Origin of the sequence: Marinobacter antarcticus (genome assembly GCF_011049865.1) — a bacterium.
Taxonomy (GTDB): domain Bacteria; phylum Pseudomonadota; class Gammaproteobacteria; order Pseudomonadales; family Oleiphilaceae; genus Marinobacter; species Marinobacter antarcticus_A.
The window spans coordinates 1-16,339 of record NZ_DRGY01000035.1 but is presented as its reverse complement, the minus strand read 5'-3'; the positions used below and the strand labels follow the sequence as shown (position 1 = coordinate 16,339).

The 16,339-nt window shown below is 53.1% G+C and carries 18 protein-coding genes and 1 pseudogene; 8 read left to right on the top strand and 11 right to left on the bottom strand.

The window, feature by feature from the left end; all coding sequences use genetic code 11:
- The 3 genes from ENI00_RS04420 to ENI00_RS04410 all read right to left on the bottom strand — a co-directional run bounded on the left by ENI00_RS04420 (position 1) and on the right by ENI00_RS04410 (position 1,872).
- Positions 1–336: a hypothetical protein gene (locus tag ENI00_RS04420; RefSeq protein ID WP_071266080.1), complete on the bottom strand. Its 336-nt coding sequence runs from the start codon at positions 334–336 to the stop codon at positions 1–3.
- 143 nt (positions 337–479) lie between these two features.
- Positions 480–800 carry a DinB family protein gene (locus tag ENI00_RS04415; protein ID WP_304099417.1) on the bottom strand — a complete coding sequence of 107 codons (321 nt, stop codon included), beginning with the start codon at positions 798–800 and terminating at the stop codon, positions 480–482.
- 163 nt (positions 801–963) lie between these two features.
- On the bottom strand, positions 964–1,872 hold the full coding sequence (locus tag ENI00_RS04410) for a LysR family transcriptional regulator (protein ID WP_304099346.1): 909 nt from the start codon (positions 1,870–1,872) through the stop codon (positions 964–966).
- Positions 1,873–2,150: 278 nt separating this feature from the next.
- Here ENI00_RS04410 and ENI00_RS04405 point away from each other — a divergent pair, with 278 nt between their 5' ends.
- The 5 genes from ENI00_RS04405 to ENI00_RS04385 are packed head-to-tail and all read left to right on the top strand — an operon-like array spanning position 2,151 to position 8,520.
- A complete protein-coding gene (locus ENI00_RS04405; protein ID WP_304099341.1) occupies positions 2,151–3,104 on the top strand; it encodes a Bug family tripartite tricarboxylate transporter substrate binding protein in 954 nt (317 codons plus the stop codon).
- 11 nt (positions 3,105–3,115) lie between these two features.
- Positions 3,116–5,179: a tripartite tricarboxylate transporter permease gene (locus ENI00_RS04400; protein ID WP_304099338.1), complete on the top strand. Its 2,064-nt coding sequence runs from the start codon at positions 3,116–3,118 to the stop codon at positions 5,177–5,179.
- 11 nt (positions 5,180–5,190) lie between these two features.
- Positions 5,191–6,261 (top strand): tartrate dehydrogenase, encoded by a 1,071-nt coding sequence (locus tag ENI00_RS04395; protein WP_304099414.1) that lies wholly within the window; start codon positions 5,191–5,193, stop codon positions 6,259–6,261.
- 10 nt (positions 6,262–6,271) lie between these two features.
- Positions 6,272–7,342 carry a tartrate dehydrogenase gene (locus tag ENI00_RS04390; RefSeq protein ID WP_304099336.1) on the top strand — a complete coding sequence of 357 codons (1,071 nt, stop codon included), beginning with the start codon at positions 6,272–6,274 and terminating at the stop codon, positions 7,340–7,342.
- 11 nt (positions 7,343–7,353) lie between these two features.
- Positions 7,354–8,520 (top strand): mandelate racemase/muconate lactonizing enzyme family protein, encoded by a 1,167-nt coding sequence (locus ENI00_RS04385; protein ID WP_304099333.1) that lies wholly within the window; start codon positions 7,354–7,356, stop codon positions 8,518–8,520.
- Between the two features lie 386 nt (positions 8,521–8,906).
- Here ENI00_RS04385 and ENI00_RS04380 read toward each other — a convergent pair whose 3' ends face one another.
- On the bottom strand, positions 8,907–9,209 hold the full coding sequence (locus ENI00_RS04380; RefSeq protein ID WP_304099331.1) for a type II toxin-antitoxin system RelE/ParE family toxin: 303 nt from the start codon (positions 9,207–9,209) through the stop codon (positions 8,907–8,909).
- Positions 9,197–9,454 carry a type II toxin-antitoxin system Phd/YefM family antitoxin gene (locus ENI00_RS04375; RefSeq protein WP_260036011.1) on the bottom strand — a complete coding sequence of 86 codons (258 nt, stop codon included), beginning with the start codon at positions 9,452–9,454 and terminating at the stop codon, positions 9,197–9,199. Before ENI00_RS04375 ends, ENI00_RS04380 begins: the two co-directional genes overlap by 13 nt.
- Positions 9,455–9,589: 135 nt before the next feature.
- On the opposite strand from ENI00_RS04375, the pseudogene ENI00_RS04370 reads away from it, so the two are divergent.
- Positions 9,590–9,730, top strand: a pseudogene (locus ENI00_RS04370) (transposase); the annotation flags it as partial.
- A gap of 109 nt (positions 9,731–9,839) precedes the next feature.
- On the opposite strand, the gene ENI00_RS04365 reads toward ENI00_RS04370, so the two are convergent.
- Both ENI00_RS04365 and ENI00_RS04360 read right to left on the bottom strand, forming a co-directional pair.
- Complete coding sequence (locus tag ENI00_RS04365) at positions 9,840–10,136, bottom strand: type II toxin-antitoxin system RelE/ParE family toxin (RefSeq protein WP_304099326.1); 297 nt, start codon at positions 10,134–10,136, stop codon at positions 9,840–9,842.
- On the bottom strand, positions 10,136–10,390 hold the full coding sequence (locus ENI00_RS04360; RefSeq protein WP_304099323.1) for a type II toxin-antitoxin system ParD family antitoxin: 255 nt from the start codon (positions 10,388–10,390) through the stop codon (positions 10,136–10,138). Before ENI00_RS04360 ends, ENI00_RS04365 begins: the two co-directional genes overlap by 1 nt.
- Before the next feature lie 211 nt (positions 10,391–10,601).
- On the opposite strand from ENI00_RS04360, the gene ENI00_RS04355 reads away from it, so the two are divergent.
- Both ENI00_RS04355 and ENI00_RS04350 read left to right on the top strand, forming a co-directional pair.
- The gene (locus ENI00_RS04355) at positions 10,602–10,874 is read left to right on the top strand and encodes a type II toxin-antitoxin system Phd/YefM family antitoxin (protein WP_304099320.1); all 273 of its coding nucleotides are present in this window, start codon (positions 10,602–10,604) and stop codon (positions 10,872–10,874) included.
- Positions 10,855–11,127, top strand: coding sequence for a Txe/YoeB family addiction module toxin (locus tag ENI00_RS04350; protein WP_304099318.1), 273 nt, complete (start codon positions 10,855–10,857; stop codon positions 11,125–11,127). Before ENI00_RS04355 ends, ENI00_RS04350 begins: the two co-directional genes overlap by 20 nt.
- Before the next feature lie 87 nt (positions 11,128–11,214).
- Here the strand turns inward: ENI00_RS04350 and ENI00_RS04345 are convergent, their stop codons facing one another.
- From ENI00_RS04345 to ENI00_RS04330, 4 genes are all read right to left on the bottom strand, one after another.
- A complete protein-coding gene (locus ENI00_RS04345; RefSeq protein ID WP_304099317.1) occupies positions 11,215–11,643 on the bottom strand; it encodes an SRPBCC domain-containing protein in 429 nt (142 codons plus the stop codon).
- A gap of 262 nt (positions 11,644–11,905) precedes the next feature.
- Positions 11,906–12,523, bottom strand: a complete 618-nt coding sequence (locus ENI00_RS04340) for a DUF2931 family protein (RefSeq protein ID WP_304099315.1) — start codon at positions 12,521–12,523, stop codon at positions 11,906–11,908.
- 12 nt (positions 12,524–12,535) lie between these two features.
- Positions 12,536–14,419, bottom strand: a complete 1,884-nt coding sequence (locus ENI00_RS04335; RefSeq protein WP_304099313.1) for a phospholipase effector Tle1 domain-containing protein — start codon at positions 14,417–14,419, stop codon at positions 12,536–12,538.
- Positions 14,420–14,574: 155 nt separating this feature from the next.
- On the bottom strand, positions 14,575–16,146 hold the full coding sequence (locus ENI00_RS04330) for a hypothetical protein (RefSeq protein ID WP_304099309.1): 1,572 nt from the start codon (positions 16,144–16,146) through the stop codon (positions 14,575–14,577).
- Between the last annotated feature and the right edge of the window lie 193 nt (positions 16,147–16,339).

The following is a 16,339-nucleotide window of genomic DNA, read 5'->3' as shown; positions in this document are numbered from 1 at the left end:
TTAATAGCCCCCGCAACCATTATCCACGGCTTCCCAGAACTGGCGTTGCTCGTATGACAACCCTGCTCTGAGTCTTTGCATTTGGGCGATTTTGGATATGGTTTTTCTTACGATAGGCTGAATCTTGCTCATTGACTGAGCAAACAAAACCCAGTCGGTGGAATGAACATTGAAAGTCACTTGCGCAGAGTTATTGCCAAGAAATATCGTTGTTAAAACACCAGCGGGTAAAAGAATCTCAAGCATGTTTCCATTGCGCTGAGCCTTCCTTATTGCCTCCAGTGCTTCCTGATCTTCAGAGTCCAGTTTCAAACCCGAAATCGTAGGACAGTCCATTGTACTTTCTCCTTTCCATGGTTTTTTCCAAAACGGATAGTACCCAGTGGCTTACAATCCGGCAACCACTGCCATAACGCAAAGCTTTGCGGCAGTTTTGGAGCCGCGAAGCGGCGGAAAAACTGTCCGGCAACAGCGACTGGTTATACATGAGGTGCTTCCGGAATCAGAGCCAAGAGGTCAGTAACACCAATATCTTCACCGGCCTGAGAAAGCAAAGCAGAGACCTGCCCCCGGTGGTGAGTTTGGTGATTGAAGAAGTGAAGAACCAGGCTCGAAAACCGTTTACTCGAAGGAACCCCCTTGGTGTTGTGATAGTTGAATCTGAGGTTCAGATCGCTGTCAGTTAGCTCCCGAACCCAATTGATAATCTGAATATCCAACCAGAGCCTATGCTCAGAAAGAGCGGCGAAATCCTCAAAAAGTATCTGATTTAGGCCACTCGGATTTTGAAGACTAACCACCTTACGCAAATCATAGGCTAGGAGTGTCTACTGCAACGGGGTAAGTCCAGAACGAACGAGAATCGTTTGTTATGCTTTTTTTTGTCCATGCAACCTCTCGCAGGTGAGGTATCAGAGAACAACCAAGCCTGTCACTTATAACAATCGGCGATTTTCAACCCAGTTATTTAACGTTCCTCAAGGACAGCTCATCCGCTTTAGGCCGGAGCGTTTCGCGCAAAAGGTCGATGAACAGGCGCACCTTGGCGGACAGGTTCAGCCGCTCTGGATAGACCGCATAGATGCCCGCCTCATGAGTCTTTTCGGGCAATACCACCTGCAATCGTCCCGTACGCACATGGCGCGCGATATCCCACTCGGAACGCAGCATAATGCCATGGCCTTCCAGTACCCAACCCACGGCGATTTCCCCGTCATTCGTGGACAGATGGCCGGTAGCACGGACGTGCTCACCGTCATCGAAGCGCCAGATGTCATAGGCCTCGCGTTCCTGGCGCAGGATGATGCATTGGTGTTGGGTCAGGTCCTCAAGCCGCGTCGGCGTACCGTGCTTTCGCAAATAGGAGGGTGCTGCGACCAGTACGCGTCGATTGGGCAGGAGCCGTGCCACAATCAAGCCGGAAGACAATGGCATCCCAAAGCGTATGTTCAGGTCGTAGCCCTCCTCGACCATGTTCGCTGGCGCATCCGATAACTCCAGTTGTACCTTAACTTCCGGATTCGTGCGAGCAAAACGAGATATGGCCGGAGCAATATATTCGCGGCCAAACTGGAAGGTAGCATTCACCCGTAACAGTCCCTGTGGCGCGGCGCGCGCTCGCGATATCGACTGTTCTGCTTCGTTGATTCGGCCAATGATGTCGTTTGACGCCAACAGATAGGATTCGCCATCGCTGGTGAGGCTCAATCGCCGCGTTGTACGGTTCAGCAGGCGCACCCCGAGACGGTTTTCGATGCGGGCGAGCCGTCGGCTGACGGCGGAGGCCGTGATTCCCAACTCCAGTGCCGCCTCGGATAGATTCCGGCGGCGTGCAACACAGGCGAAGAACTGCATATCACTGACGCTGCTCACTGGCACCTCCCTTTTGATTTATTCCAAAAATTCAATAATGTATTGTTATTTGTGAAATACCAATCATAAAAGAAATGAATTACGGTAGTGATTGCCACGGGATTTTGACCCGCGGTACTGGCGTACCGTGCCAAAGGCGGTGCGATCAGCGGGGCAGAGGGATTGGGGCACTCGTGAATCTTCGGGCAGCCTGCACTGGCAGATTGTCAATCACCTCTCTTCATATAGGCCCCAGTGGGATAACCCATGGCGGGCACAATAAAATCTGGGAGGAACAGATGTCTATCAAAAGAACTCTAATAGCTGCAGGTCTCACGCTGATGGCGGCCATACCCGCATTGGCACAATCCGATTTTCCGACCAAAGCCATGACCTATATTATTCCGTTCAACGCTGGGGGCGAGTCGGATATCTCCGCACGATTCCAGCAGGCGGAGTGGAAGGAACACACCGGGCAGGATGTAATCATCCAGTATCAGTCCGGCGCGGGTGGCGCGCAGGCCTGGTCGCAGTTGAACTCAATCCCGGGTGATGGCTATACCATTATGGGCATCAATCTGCCCCACACGGTGCTGCAACCCATGGAAGGCTCAGTCGGCTATAAGACCGATGAGTTGACGCCTGTAAACTACTTCCACTACACCCCGAACGCGATCTTCGTCACCCAGGACAGCGAGTACAAGACCCTCCAGGAACTGATCGACTACGCCAAAGAGAACCCGGGGCTTGTCACCTTTGCGGGATCCGGTGCGAAGTCGGCGAACAATCTGGGGCAGTTGCAGTTTGATGACCTTGCGGGGGTGAAGACGACTTACATCCCATTCTCCGGTACCGGACCTTCGATCACTGCCGTATTGGGCAGCCAGACGACGGCCGGCTTTAACTATGCCACCTCGGGCACTAACCAGGGTGACGCGCTGCGCATGCTGGCGGTTGCGTCGGAAAAGCGCTTGCCCGCCTTCCCGGACGTTCCGACGTTCAAGGAGCTGGGGCTCGACATTGTGGGAGGGGCTTATCGGGGGGTTGCCGTGCCGGATTCCACCTCCGAGGAAATGCGCCAGCGTATTTCGGATATCGTGACCGAGATCAATCACGATCCTGACTTCATCAAGAAAATGGAAGACGGTGGTTTTGTGCTGACCGACATTGGCTATGGCCAGATGCCGGCCTTCATGAAAAAGATGAAGGCAGAATACGCCAAGAGCGCTGCCGCGCTCGGGATTGGCAACTAAGGAGCAGTAGCATGGAACTGCTCGGCTACTTACTCGATGCACTGACGCCGTTTAACCTCATGCTTGCACTGATAGGTGTGGTTCTGGGCACAGTCATTGGGGCGCTACCGGGGCTTTCGGCCACGATGGCGGTAGCCGTGCTGGTTCCTTTCACGTTTTCCATGGAGCCCGCCTCCGGGCTGATCGCACTTGGCGCGATCTATACCGGGGCAATCTACGGCGGGGCCTTCGCAGCAATTCTCGTCAATACGCCAGGAACGCCCTCGGCTATCGCGACGACCTTCGACGGCTATCCGATGGCCCGCAGGGGTGATGGAGGGCTGGCAATAACACTGGCGAACCTGGCCTCGGTCTTCGGTGGCATGGTTGGCGCGATCGCGCTCCTGCTGCTTGCGCCACCGCTGGCAAAGGTTGCGCTGGTTTTCGGCCCGCCGGAGTATTTCTGGTTGGCTGTTTTCGGGCTCACACTGATTTCCGCACTCTCTGTTGGCAATACGCTCAAGGGGCTCGTCGGGGCCTGTCTCGGGCTGCTGCTGTCGATGGTAGGCGTTGCCGTTGTCGGTGGCGATGTGCGCTACACCCTGGACAGCCCGGCGCTGCTGGGCGGGATCGATATTACCTCGGCGCTGATTGGGCTCTACTGCGTGCCGGTTATCCTCGACCTGGTTGCAACTCGCGCCGCGCACCTGAAAGTCAACACTGACATCGAGAAAGACGGCATCCGGTTGCGTGAGGCGATGGGGATTGCCTGGCGATCGAAATTCAACGTAATCCGATCGTCAGTCATCGGCACAGTCATTGGCATTCTCCCGGGCGCCGGGGGGTCCATTGCCGGGCTGGTGTCGTACACCGAGGCGCGGCGTTCATCGAAGTACAGCGCAAATTTCGGCAAGGGTGAGCCGGATGGCGTGATTGCCACCGAGGCGGCGAACAATGCCACCGTCGGGGGCGGCTTTATTCCGACGCTGGTATTGGGCATTCCCGGCACACCACCGGATGCCATTATCCTGGGTGCACTGCTGGTCCAGGGCATCAAAATCGGGCCGACGCTGTTCAATAGTCAGTCCCAGATCGTTTATACGTTCATCTTCGGGCTGTTAATCGCCACAGTGCTGATGTTACCCGCGGGATTGCTGATTGGGCGGTATGCCTACAAATCAGTGGTTTCCTTTCCGAAATCACTGCTGGTGCCGACCGTTGCTTTCATGACGGTGGTGGGCTCTTTCGCCATTCATTCCAACATCAACGATACCCAGATGATGTTTGGTCTTGGGGTGGTGGCCTGGGTGCTCAACCGTTACGGGTTCGCCCCGTCGCCGATCGTTTTGGGGCTGGTGCTGGGGCAGATCGCTGAACAGGGCTTTGTCCAGACTTACCTGATCGGCAACGCCACTCATAATATCAGCGGCATGTTCTTCGGTCGGCCAATCAGTATCGGCATCATTCTGGCCGCGCTGCTGACGCTGGGCTATCCGTTCTTTGCTGAATGGCGCACCCGCAAACGCCCCATAACACCCCTGACCGAGCGAGCGATGGCTGCCGAAGCTCACCCGGCGGATATCCCTCCGATGTCGGATACCCCGGATACGGCCAAACCCGATAGCGTCAATGGTGAAAGTGGCAGGACTCTCGATACGGGCGCGATTCTGCTTGCCGTGGTGTTTGCGGCAATCGGTATCACGGCTTACCTGGACACCGACGCCATGTCACAGATGGGCGCGGTATTTCCCGCCACCATCTCGGTTTTGCTGGTGGTGTTTTCCATCGGTCTGGTCATTTTTGCGCTCCGGCGAAAGGGTGGAGTATCGGAGCGGGGCGATCCCGCAGCGTCGACCATGCGCCGGATACTGCTCAGCATCGTGTTCGGTTTGTGGGTATTTCTCATTCCGGTACTTGGATTTTTTGTCGCTGGGCTGGCGGCGTTCGGTTCGATGATGGTGCTCGCCGAACACGAGACCTGTCCGGCAAAGACCTGGTTAATACGCGCGATCACCGCCGTTGTGGTGGTGGCCGGCTTCTGGTGGCTGATGGCTGACGTGTTGCTGTTACGGATGCCAATGGGACTGTTTTTCTGAGGAGAATGACGATCAAAACCTATAAAATTGCGGCCATCCCCGGGGATGGCATCGGCATTGAAGTGATTGACGCCGGCCTGCGTGCACTTACCGCGCTGGCCGAAAGCGATGGCGGCTTCAAGCTTAAGGTGACGGACTTCGACTGGGGTAGCGATCGCTACAAGCGCGAAGGCACATTTATGCCAGCAGACGGTCCCGACCAACTGCGGGCCTTCGATGCCATTCTGTTCGGCGCCGTGGGCGCGCCGGACGTGCCCGACCACCTGACATTATGGGGGCTGAGGCTGGCAATCTGTCAGCCGCTCGACCAGTACGCCAACGTCCGGCCGACGCGGATACTGCCGGGTATCAAGAGCCCGCTTGAAGGCGTGGGCCCCGGTGATCTGGACTGGGTGATTGTGCGCGAGAACTCCGAAGGTGAATATGCCGGGCAGGGCGGACGCAGCCATCGTGGGCAATCCCACGAGACGGCTACCGAGGTGTCGATATTCACTAAAGTCGGCGTCGAGCGAATCATGCGCTATGCCTTCGATCTGGCCCGGTCCCGGCCACGCAAGTTGTTGACGGTGGTCACCAAATCCAACGCGCAGCGCTACGGCATGGTGCTTTGGGATGAAGTGGCCGCTGAAGTCGCCGGCGACTATCCAGACGTGAAATGGGACAAGATGCTGGTGGATGCCATGACCGTGCGGATGACCATGAAGCCGCAGTCCATTGATACGGTGGTGGCCACCAACCTGCATGCGGACATCCTCTCGGACCTGGCGGCGGCCCTGGCGGGCTCCATTGGCATTGCACCGACCGCGAACTTCAATCCTGAAGGCGCAACGCCGTCCATGTTCGAACCCATTCACGGTTCTGCTTTTGACATTACCGGGCAGGGCATCGCCAATCCGGTGGGCACCTTCTGGAGTGCATCGATGATGCTCGAACATCTCGGTGAGACTGCCGCTGCCAAGCGCATGATGAGTGCGGTTGAAATGGTTACGTCTGATCCGGATCTGCATACACCTGACCTGGGTGGCAACGCTACCACCGAGCAGGTAACCGAGGCGGTGATTGCCGCGATCCGCAACAACTGAGGAGCCGACCATGTCAGCCAGTACGATGAAAATTGCGGTGATTCCCGGTGACGGGATCGGCAAGGAAGTTATGCCCGAAGGTGTGCGGGTGTTGGAAGCTGCCGCCTCGAAATACAATTTTGATATCGCGTTCACCGACTTCGAGTTCTCGTCCTGCGAATATTACCAGGCCCACGGCAAGATGCTTCCGGATGACTGGAAGGACCAGGTTGCCGGGCATGATGCGATTTTTTTTGGTGCGGTCGGATGGCCCGACACCGTGCCGGACCATGTTTCGCTATGGGGTTCGCTGATCCAGTTCCGGCGTGAATTCGACCAGTACGTGAGTCTGCGTCCCGCACGCCTGATGCCCGGCGTGCCATCGCCTCTGACAGGCCGCAAACCGGGCGACATCGATATGATGATCGTGCGCGAGAATACCGAAGGGGAGTATTCCTCGATCGGCGGCAGAATGTTTCCCGGTACCGAGCGTGAAATCGTGATGCAGGAAACGGTCATGACCCGTACCGGCGTTGATCGGATTCTGCGCTATGCGTTCGACCTTGCAGAACGGCGCGGCGGGCGCTTGACCTCGGCCACCAAATCGAACGGAATCTCCATCACCATGCCCTATTGGGATGAGCGAGTGGCCGAAATGGCCAAGGCCTATCCCGGGGTCACCGTTGATAAATACCACATTGATATTCTCACCGCGTTATTTGTCCTGCACCCGGATCGCTTCAACGTGGTGGTTGCCTCGAACCTGTTCGGAGACATTCTGTCAGACCTCGGCCCTGCCTGTACCGGCACCATTGGCATTGCGCCCTCGGGGAACATCAATCCGGAGCGCAAGTTCCCGTCACTGTTCGAGCCGGTCCACGGTTCTGCCCCGGATATTGCCGGGCAAGGAATCGCCAATCCGGTCGGGCAGATCTGGGCCGGCGCGATGATGCTTGATCATCTGGGGCACCCTGAGGCGGCGGCTGGCATTCTCCGTGCAATTGAGCGGGTACTGGCCGAACCTGGCCTGCGTACCGGCGATCTGGGTGGCACTGCCGGTACGGCAGCCTGCGGTAAGTCAATTGCTGACGCGCTGGACTGAGGAGCGACACCATGCGTATCACGGATATTCGCGAAAAAACGGTCTCAATTGCCTCACCAATGGCTAATGCCTATATCGACTTCTCCAAGATGACCTGTTCCGTGGTAGCGGTCGTCACGGATGTGGTTCGGGACGGCAAGCCAGTCATCGGCTACGGGTTTAATTCAAATGGCCGCTACGGCCAGGGCGCGCTCATGCGTGATCGCTTCATTGCCCGTGTGCTGGAGGCAGATCCTGCGACCCTGGTTGATGAAGCCAACGACAATCTCGACCCATTCGCCATCTGGCAAGCGCTCATGACCAATGAAAAGCCGGGCGGACATGGCGAACGTTCCGTCGCGGTGGGCACCATCGACATGGCGGTTTGGGACGCGGTTGCCAAGATCGCGGGGGTGCCACTGTATAAACTCCTGGCCGATCGGTACCGCGGGGGTGTGCATGACGAGAAAGTCTGGGTCTACGCAGCGGGTGGTTATTATTATCCCGGCAAGGATCACGGGAAATTGCAGGATGAGGTGCGTGGCTACCTGGATCGCGGCTACAACGTGGTAAAGATGAAAATCGGTGGCGCCTCGCTGAACGAGGATATTGCCAGGATAGAGGCCGTGATTGATGTGGTCGGGGAGGGCAGCAGGCTGGCGGTTGATGCCAACGGACGCTTCGACCTTGAGACCTCCATCGCCTATGCCGAGGCACTGAGCCCCTACAAGCTATTTTGGTACGAAGAGGCGGGTGATCCGCTCGACTACGCGCTGCAGGCAGAGCTGGCAACCCATTACGACCGCCCGATGGCGACCGGCGAAAATCTGTTCTCGCACCAGGATGCACGTAACCTGTTGCGGTATGGCGGAATGAGGCCGGACAGGGACTGGCTGCAATTCGATTGCGCCTTGTCGTATGGGCTGGTGGAGTATCTGCGCACGCTGGACGTCATGGAATCCATGGGCTGGTCATCGCGCAGGGTAGTGCCGCACGGTGGGCACCAGATGTCGCTGAATATCGCCGCGGGGTTACACCTGGGCGGCAATGAGAGTTACCCGGATGTGTTCCAGCCTTTTGGCGGTTTCGCGGATGGAATTGACGTAATCGATGGTTACGTTGAGCTGCCGGATATTCCTGGCGTAGGCTACGAAGCAAAGTCGTCGCTCTATGAGCTGATGAAAACGCTCACCAACTGATCAGACATTGTTCGGGGCGCCGATGAATCCCAGGTTAATGCCGCCGTCGCCAACGGTGCATAAGGTCTTGGGATTCAGGCACTCCGCTGGGGCAACGTCAACATCCCAATATATGAAACACTCAAAAAGGCTATAGGCCAGGGCGTCACTGCCGCCATGTCGACGCAAGCTCCGAATGGACGTGTATTGCTAAACTTTGGGTTCGTGGGTGGAGCCAAAACACGGCAGAAAAGTTGTTCGCCGTTGAATCGAGATCGGTGGGATCAGTGTAATAGGCCAGCACCAGCCATGGAGCGAACAGGAGACACGCACCGACAGCCCTGAGTGGATTGGCAGTGAGCAACATGGCGAGAGCTAAGACAAAGGTATCCGAGTGACGTGCCTGGTTAGCTGTTTTCAAGCATGTACGCACGAAGCTGCCGCTCCTCTCGCATGACATAGAGGATGAAAACCCGCTTCTGATCCCCTCGATAAAAAATACGACACGGTGGCGCCACTATCTCCCTGTATACCGAATTTGGAAGCTCTGGGGGAATTCGTCCGGATTGGGGAAAATCTTCCAAACGCTCAGTCTTATTGAAAACCTCTTGCACCAGGCTGCTTGCGGCTGCAGGATTATCCAGAGCAATGTACTCAGCGGTGGCATCCAGTGCTTGTAGGGCGGGCTCTGTCCAGATTACTTCAGCCATTTACTCATTTTCTCCCTAGCCTCACCTTGACTGTACGTTCTTCCCTCAAGTACAGCACGCTCTCCCCGAGAGAGCCCCTCAAGCAGCTCAAGTCGGCGCTGCATAAACTCGTAATCCTGCACATCAATAAGGTAGGCCGATGGCTGACCATGCTCCGTGATCAGTATCGGTTCTTTAGACAAGTGCAGATCAGCCAGAATCTTTGTGGCTTGGCGTTTGAGGTTCGTAACAAGCTCAACTTTCATCGGGTTCACCCTGAATCAGACTAATAGTGACACTATAGTATCACTTTTCAGGTGAAGAAATCACAGCTAACGTCGCCGTGTCTGGCTTTGTTAAGGGCTGAGTTGATAGCTCCAGCCCCGATGCTTCGCCCCTGCATGAAGACATCACGTTTTTCCGATAGCCAGATCATGGCGATCTTGACGCAAGCCGAGAGCGGCGTGCCGGTGCCTGAACTCTGTCGTGAGCACGGCATGAGCAGTGCCAGCTTTTATAAGTGGCGAGCCAACACAGGCGGCAATCAGATTGCTCATAATCAGAGTTCCTTTCCGAGTGCAGCTATTTATTGGGCGACAACAGCACGGAACCTACATGGAAAACATGCGCTGCGCCGAAATATACCCGCCGCTAATCCAGAAGCCTTTGCGGTGCATCCAGGTCCTCGTGCAGAACACGAACAAAAAGCACCTCCGGCTCTAGCACTCGATAGAAAACGGCGTGATGCTCTACCTGCAATCTGCGATATCCGGGAATAACATGGGCGTAGTTAGCGCCGAGTGATGGATGATTAATCAGCTGATTCATTCCTGCCGCAAGCTGATCCAGGTAACTATCCGCCTGATCAACCCCCCATTCTTCGCAGGTATATATCCAGATTCCGGTGAGGTCAGATTCCGCCCTCGGCGTGACGGTTAGCCTAAGCACTAATTCGACGCCTTCATTCGCTTACGGCCAGCCGCTCTGATGGCCGATATGTCGAGCGGTTTAGGTTTCCCACTTGACTCACCCTCAGCGAGGGCCTGCCTCAACGTGGTAAGACGTTCCTTGGCCTGCTGGTCTCTCCGGATGAGATCGCGGATATACTCGCTATCATTTCCAAAGTGACCGCTCTCAATCTGGCCTTTCACCCAGTCGTCTTGCTGTTCCGTCAGCGTTATGGTCTTCCGGTGCATGCTCATGGCTGGCGCTCCTAACAAAGCAAAAGTATGACATTATCATATCATTTGCGTGAACCTAATCAATGCCCCAGTTCTTGTCGCCCAACGCCAAAATAAGCGACGCGCTTAAGCGCGTCCGATGGAGGCCTGCCAGGCCCGGAATGAACTTGATTGATTTGTTAGGGCTTCTCCGATATATTCGTACGGAGTTTCCGTACATAACGGTGGTTTTATGGACATAATCAGTGTGAACAAATTCAGAGATAACCTGAAAAGCCTTGTAGAGCAAGTTATTAACAGGCACGAACCACTTAAAGTGACGCGTCGTGCTGGAGAAGCCTTCGTGATTATGAGTGCTGAGGACTGGGAAAGAGAGCAAGAAACCCTGCATGTTCTCCAGAGTAGAGACCTGATGCAACAGATTGCTGCCTCCCTCGATACTCACGGCCGTGGCCAAGGGTACACACCTAATGATGAGCAGATGAATGAGATCACTGGTATTTGAGGGCGGCACTTGGGAAGCATATGAAGAGATGCGTGAGAAAGACAAGAAGCTGCACAAAGCGCTCTGCAAACTGTTGAAAGAAATGCTTCGTTCTGAGGACCCATCAACTGGCAACGGTAAACCTGAACCGCTCAAACATAACCTATCAGGCTTGTGGTCAAGGCGCATCTCACAGAAGGACAGGCTTATCTACCGGTTCGATGACAGATCCATTTATATTTTCGCCATTGGAGGGCACTACGACCAGCCCTAACGACAAGCTCACCCGCCGCCGGAAGCGGAGCGAGGAACGAGCGGAGCTGCAGGCGGTCGGGTGCAGCGCCTTGTTAGGCTGCGGTTGTTACGACGCGCCGTATTGCCGTTCGGCGTGTCGGGCGAAACGGTCAAGTACGGCCTGCCATTCTGAGCGTTGCTGATCTTCCGGCTGCTCTGGCTCGGCGGCGAAAGTCTGACGAATAGTGACGCCGGTGCCAGTTTCGATGAACTCCAAGCGAACCATGCGGTCAACGATGCGGCCATCGTCCATCTGAAATTCAATCAGTCGGTTTGGCTTGATTTGCGTGTAAGTGGCAGCAACATCAAATCCCGTCCCGCCGTCCGTAGTTTCCATGCGTTGCAACAGCTTGCCACCAATCTTTAGGTCGTTCGATGCCCAAGTGGTGTGCCAATCGTCAGAAGTGTCCCATTGCAGGATATCGTCGGGATTGTTGAAAGCTTGCCAAACATGGGCGATGGGCGCAGCAACATTCGTTTCGATAGTGATTTTCATATAGCTATAAGAACAGGATGAAGGCGGTTAAGTTCCAGTCGGATAATATTTTAACTCCCACAAAGCCGCGCGCCGCAGCCTAACGCCAACAGCGCGCGCGGCTACGGAATGGAGGCGAAGCCGCAATGCAGTAACCGTCGCTGTGCCTGTGTTTGTTAGCTTTTTAAGCTGCGCAAGTTTGCCTCGGCACTAAGTAGCTGCAAGGATGCATTATTTTTGTGGTAGCTAAGCCATTCCTCAAGCAATTCAGGATCGGCTAGCCTCACCAGCTATCAAGCTTCACCCCGTTCTCTTTGAGGTAATCACCCTCTCTCTCGAGATACTCATTGACCCACTGAGTGTAATCTGATTCTTGGTTGTCATACGGTTTGGCTTTAAAGCGACCAACTTCGATAGCATTCTCACCCCGGTTCATTATCCACACCACAACCGTTCCCCCTGGAGCCAAGCCAAGAACAAGGTTGTAGAGCGGGCGTTCCACCATCTCTCCAAAGCGCTCGAATGCGGCAACCTCCTTCATCTTTTCCTCGATCTCGTCCGGGTTTTCCAGTCGGATCAGGGCCTCATAGGATTGTTGCTCTGCAAACGAAAACCAGCGGATAAGGAAGACCTCCGGCATCGTTTGCCATTCAGCCGAAGCCCCGTGTGCCTTTTTCCAGCAACAGGATACAATCCCAATAGGCGCCCGCCAGCCAATGTCCTCGGACAAGGATTCAACAAAGAACTTATCCACCCAAACATCGTAGTGTTTCGGTGCTACGACATTGATGTTGCGATATGTGCTGTTGGGACCGTGCCTTGGCCCCTCTGATTCCGTTCGTTCCGAACACCCAACCAGTACCAGAATACAGAGACTGATCATCCAACGCTTGATATTCATAGAAGTCTCCATTTATTCACTGGTTTTATTCGGGTGAACAGCCCGGCGGCCATTTTTTGCAGGCCTGAACGGGTAAAGCAGCCCCATTTCCAGATAATGATCGGAATGATGAATGTACCGTTGCTTGAGCAGGGCTTTGGATTCAGGAGACAGCCGCAAGTCTTGGCCGTGCCAGACGTGAGCTGCGAGGTTTCTGGCAACGGTTACAAGTTCTTGCGGTATTGAAAAGCCTTTCACCTCGGGGTTGATGGACTGGAAAGGCACACCGGCATCAACAGCCAGCTTGTGAATAAGGTACAAGGGTATTCTGGAGTATTCGCCCCGAACCTCCCGATCAAGCCAGAGGTGCAAAGCAACATTATTTCCGCTCAGGCTCGGCTGAGTGGGTAGCATGGGAAGGAGCTTCTGTTCAATCTCCAGGCTGGCCAACGGATTGAAGGAACCGATCCAGCCCTCAGCCTTGATCAGGGCTCGCTGCTGCAGCATGCGGGAAAACTCAAAACTGGCCTCGGGATTCCGACGGTCTTTACCAGTGATCACCTCCGGAAGGCGAACTTCAATTCGCTCGTGAAACCGCTCTGGATACCCGCTACCAATATCCGAATGAGCACCCGGCAGAACCCACTCGCTGAAATGCTCAGGCAAGTTGCCTGTCTCATCCCGAAGGCTGTTTAACGAGAAATTGTGCCGGCGCTCATCACGGGCAACAAACTGGACGGCTCGCTGGACATGCTCTGGTTTTACGTTGACGTTGATACGCCCCGTTTTTCCATCGTGCGCGGAAAAATCCAGATTGCCCACATCGGCTACGCCGGCAACGGTATCGAACAGCCCTAGGAACCGAACCGTCACTTTCTTTGGCCATGGGATGCCTTCCCGCTCAAAAGCTCTGACCAACGCCCCTTTGTACTCACCGTATAAAGAGCCTGTGGTGTCATATACTTCTCGGCTGACAAAATGCCGTGCGGTTGCCGCGCCCCGACTAAATCCGAACACATCGATGATCAACTCGTCAATGGAATCATTGACTCGGTTGGCAATCTCAAAGGTAAGTTGCTCTGCACCTTCGTCAATCTTCCTGAGGATGCCTTGCTCTCCCAAGCCTAACCCCATACTCAAACCATCGTCAGGCTCACCGAACTTGGTACCCACTCCTGAAACATAAACAGACAGCCGGTGGTTTGGAGGACCGTCTTGCTCTATAGTGTTCATGAAGTAAAGCGTCTCCAGTTTCGAAACATTGGTTTCGGCATTGAGGTAACTGCCTTCCATCACCTGCGAGAGTTCATTACTGCACTCTTCTTCTGATATGGCTCCGGCGGCATTGGCTGTCAGACACTTATCAAGTTCCTGCTGGTAAGCACGGGTGTTGCCACGGTTATTACCTGTACCATCGAAAAAGATGCCAGCCTCTACGCGGACTTTAGGACGCCCCTCTTCTTCGGGCGAGTTATCCGGTGACTCGTCAGGCAAGCCTTCATCAATCAACGCGCCTTTCTGCGCAGCTTTGCGAACAAACTCTTGTGGATCTTTGTCCAGCAACTCTTTGGCGGCCGGGGTAAGCTGGCCTTCGTCATCCAGTGCCCCTGCCATGGCAAAATCCACAACGGGTGCGGTGGTTGTGGCAACACCCAGTATTACTCGTTGATTACCGCTGACAATGGAACCACCATGACTGGTGGGACTACCAAGGTGCGCCACGGGCATACCATCGGCCAACGCAAAAGGATAGCCTTGGGTAATGACGGCACCGCAACCGGTAACATCGCCCACCCGGGCAATGGGTTTTCCTTCAACAAGGATGCTGGAGCCGTTTGGCATAATGGGGGAAGAGCTATGCCCTTTGATCGGACAAACGTGCGTATCGCCGACGCAGGCGGCAATCAGATTGCTCATGTTCAGAGTTCCTTTCAGTAAAAAGTAGCTTCCTGGCTACCCGTGATTAAACATTATCCAAAACGCGTGAGTGTAGCATGGCTGGCACCACATAACGCCTTGCTTACCGGAAAATTAGGAGCGTAGCGAGTAAATTTTCCGAGTTCAGCAACTTGTTATACCTTTTTAACAAATAACTCTGAATTATTTTTTATACTTCTATCTAGCTTTACGCCAACTTCTCCTGAGTTGCAACTATCTACTGTTGCATCATCGACTTGCAGCGATTCGATAGTAACCTTGGAATAAATATTTTGCTTTTTTATCACTAAGGTCTCTCCGACATTTAGTGTTATGCCATCTAGATTTACAATAGCAACGTGTCCATTCATAAAAAATTCGGTAGGAATACCAATAGAGACTATGTTGTCAGGCTCTAAAGTGATTAGACCGGTTTTGAAAAGTGACTCCCTAACATCAGTTTTTAGAATGATGCCATCTTCTATTAGAAAATATGCCTTATAAAGATCGTATGTAGTCAAGAGGCCTCGCTTATCGAGGGTTGCATCTTTGACTTGATTATCAGTGAACGGAGGGTTAGCCCTTGATTTAGGTGGCATATATCGTTGGTGATTAACGATGTATAACCCGAACACATCAAACTTACCTCTTTGCTCTGCTCGTCTATATCTTATCTTGCTAATTTGAGAACAATCTTTGTCGGTGGATGTGCCTCCAATGCCTTTAACTTCAATAACTAAAAATTTATCATCACAATCAACCTGTATATCCTCTTCAAGGATGTCAGGATTCGTATCATCGGAGTTAATTACCGACTCAAACCCCAGCCAATTTAAGTAATTTTCAATAGAGGAAACTAGCGCATCTCCAGTTTCGGAAATCAAATCTGCTAAAAATTTATTATCCTCTTTTAATCTTTTCATAGCTTCAGTGTTGTTGGCGATATCTTTTATATATTTATCTTCTATATAATCCTTCTGCTGTAGTAACTCACTTTCACCTGGTAATAAATAGTCGCCGTTTTCTAGCCAGCCAAATTCGCCGTGAAATGGAAAGATTTCTGGCATAATTTCTGGCAGGTATGTTTTAAAAAGATTAGAGACAAAACTTGGCTTGTCATCAATATCAGGCAGAACCAATACCAGCGACTCATCCCTGAAATGTGCATAACTTATTATTTCATCGCGTTCGTTAAGTAACAGAGGTATGAATTTATTATCTTTTTGGTTTTTATTATCCTTCCAGACATTGGGGTGATAAAAAGTGCTCCGATACTCTATGCCATCTAAATGCTTATTAAACAATGGGTCAAGTTTTGATCCTTTCTCAGGATTTTTAACTTTACGACCGTGCCGACTATTGCTACGGGGAAAGCTACCATAAAATGCACTATTCGAATATGAATTCATATTAGTGACGCGTGGGCCGTGAGCTGTTATTTCCACAAACTGATATTCAGTAGAAATCTCACTTCCGAAAAAAGCTATAACTATTGATTTTTTCCTCGCCAGCTCATTGATTTGTTTTGAAACGATATGAATGGAAAATTGCCTAGGGTCAAAAACCTGTTCTGGAAACGCACTGAGAAAGGCATGAGCTTTGCTTCCAGTTGTATTATTTAAACTATGCTGACTAGCATTAAAATCTTCCGATTTTGGGCTGGTCATATCTATCATAACCACATCAAATTCATGCAAGTTATTTGGATACTCATGATTAAGTTTCATGAGCTTTTCTTCATGCCTTGCATTACTGACTTTCACTGTTGAGCCAAAGCTAGGGAGACTCTGAATAAGTCTCAAAATCAGCGATAATACGGCCATCGTCAACCGCATAGGATTCGTTGCCATCATGGATCAGATCACCTTCTCCGAAGCCGAGTACCAGACCAAGAAGCGCAAGACGCGTCGTGAGATCTTT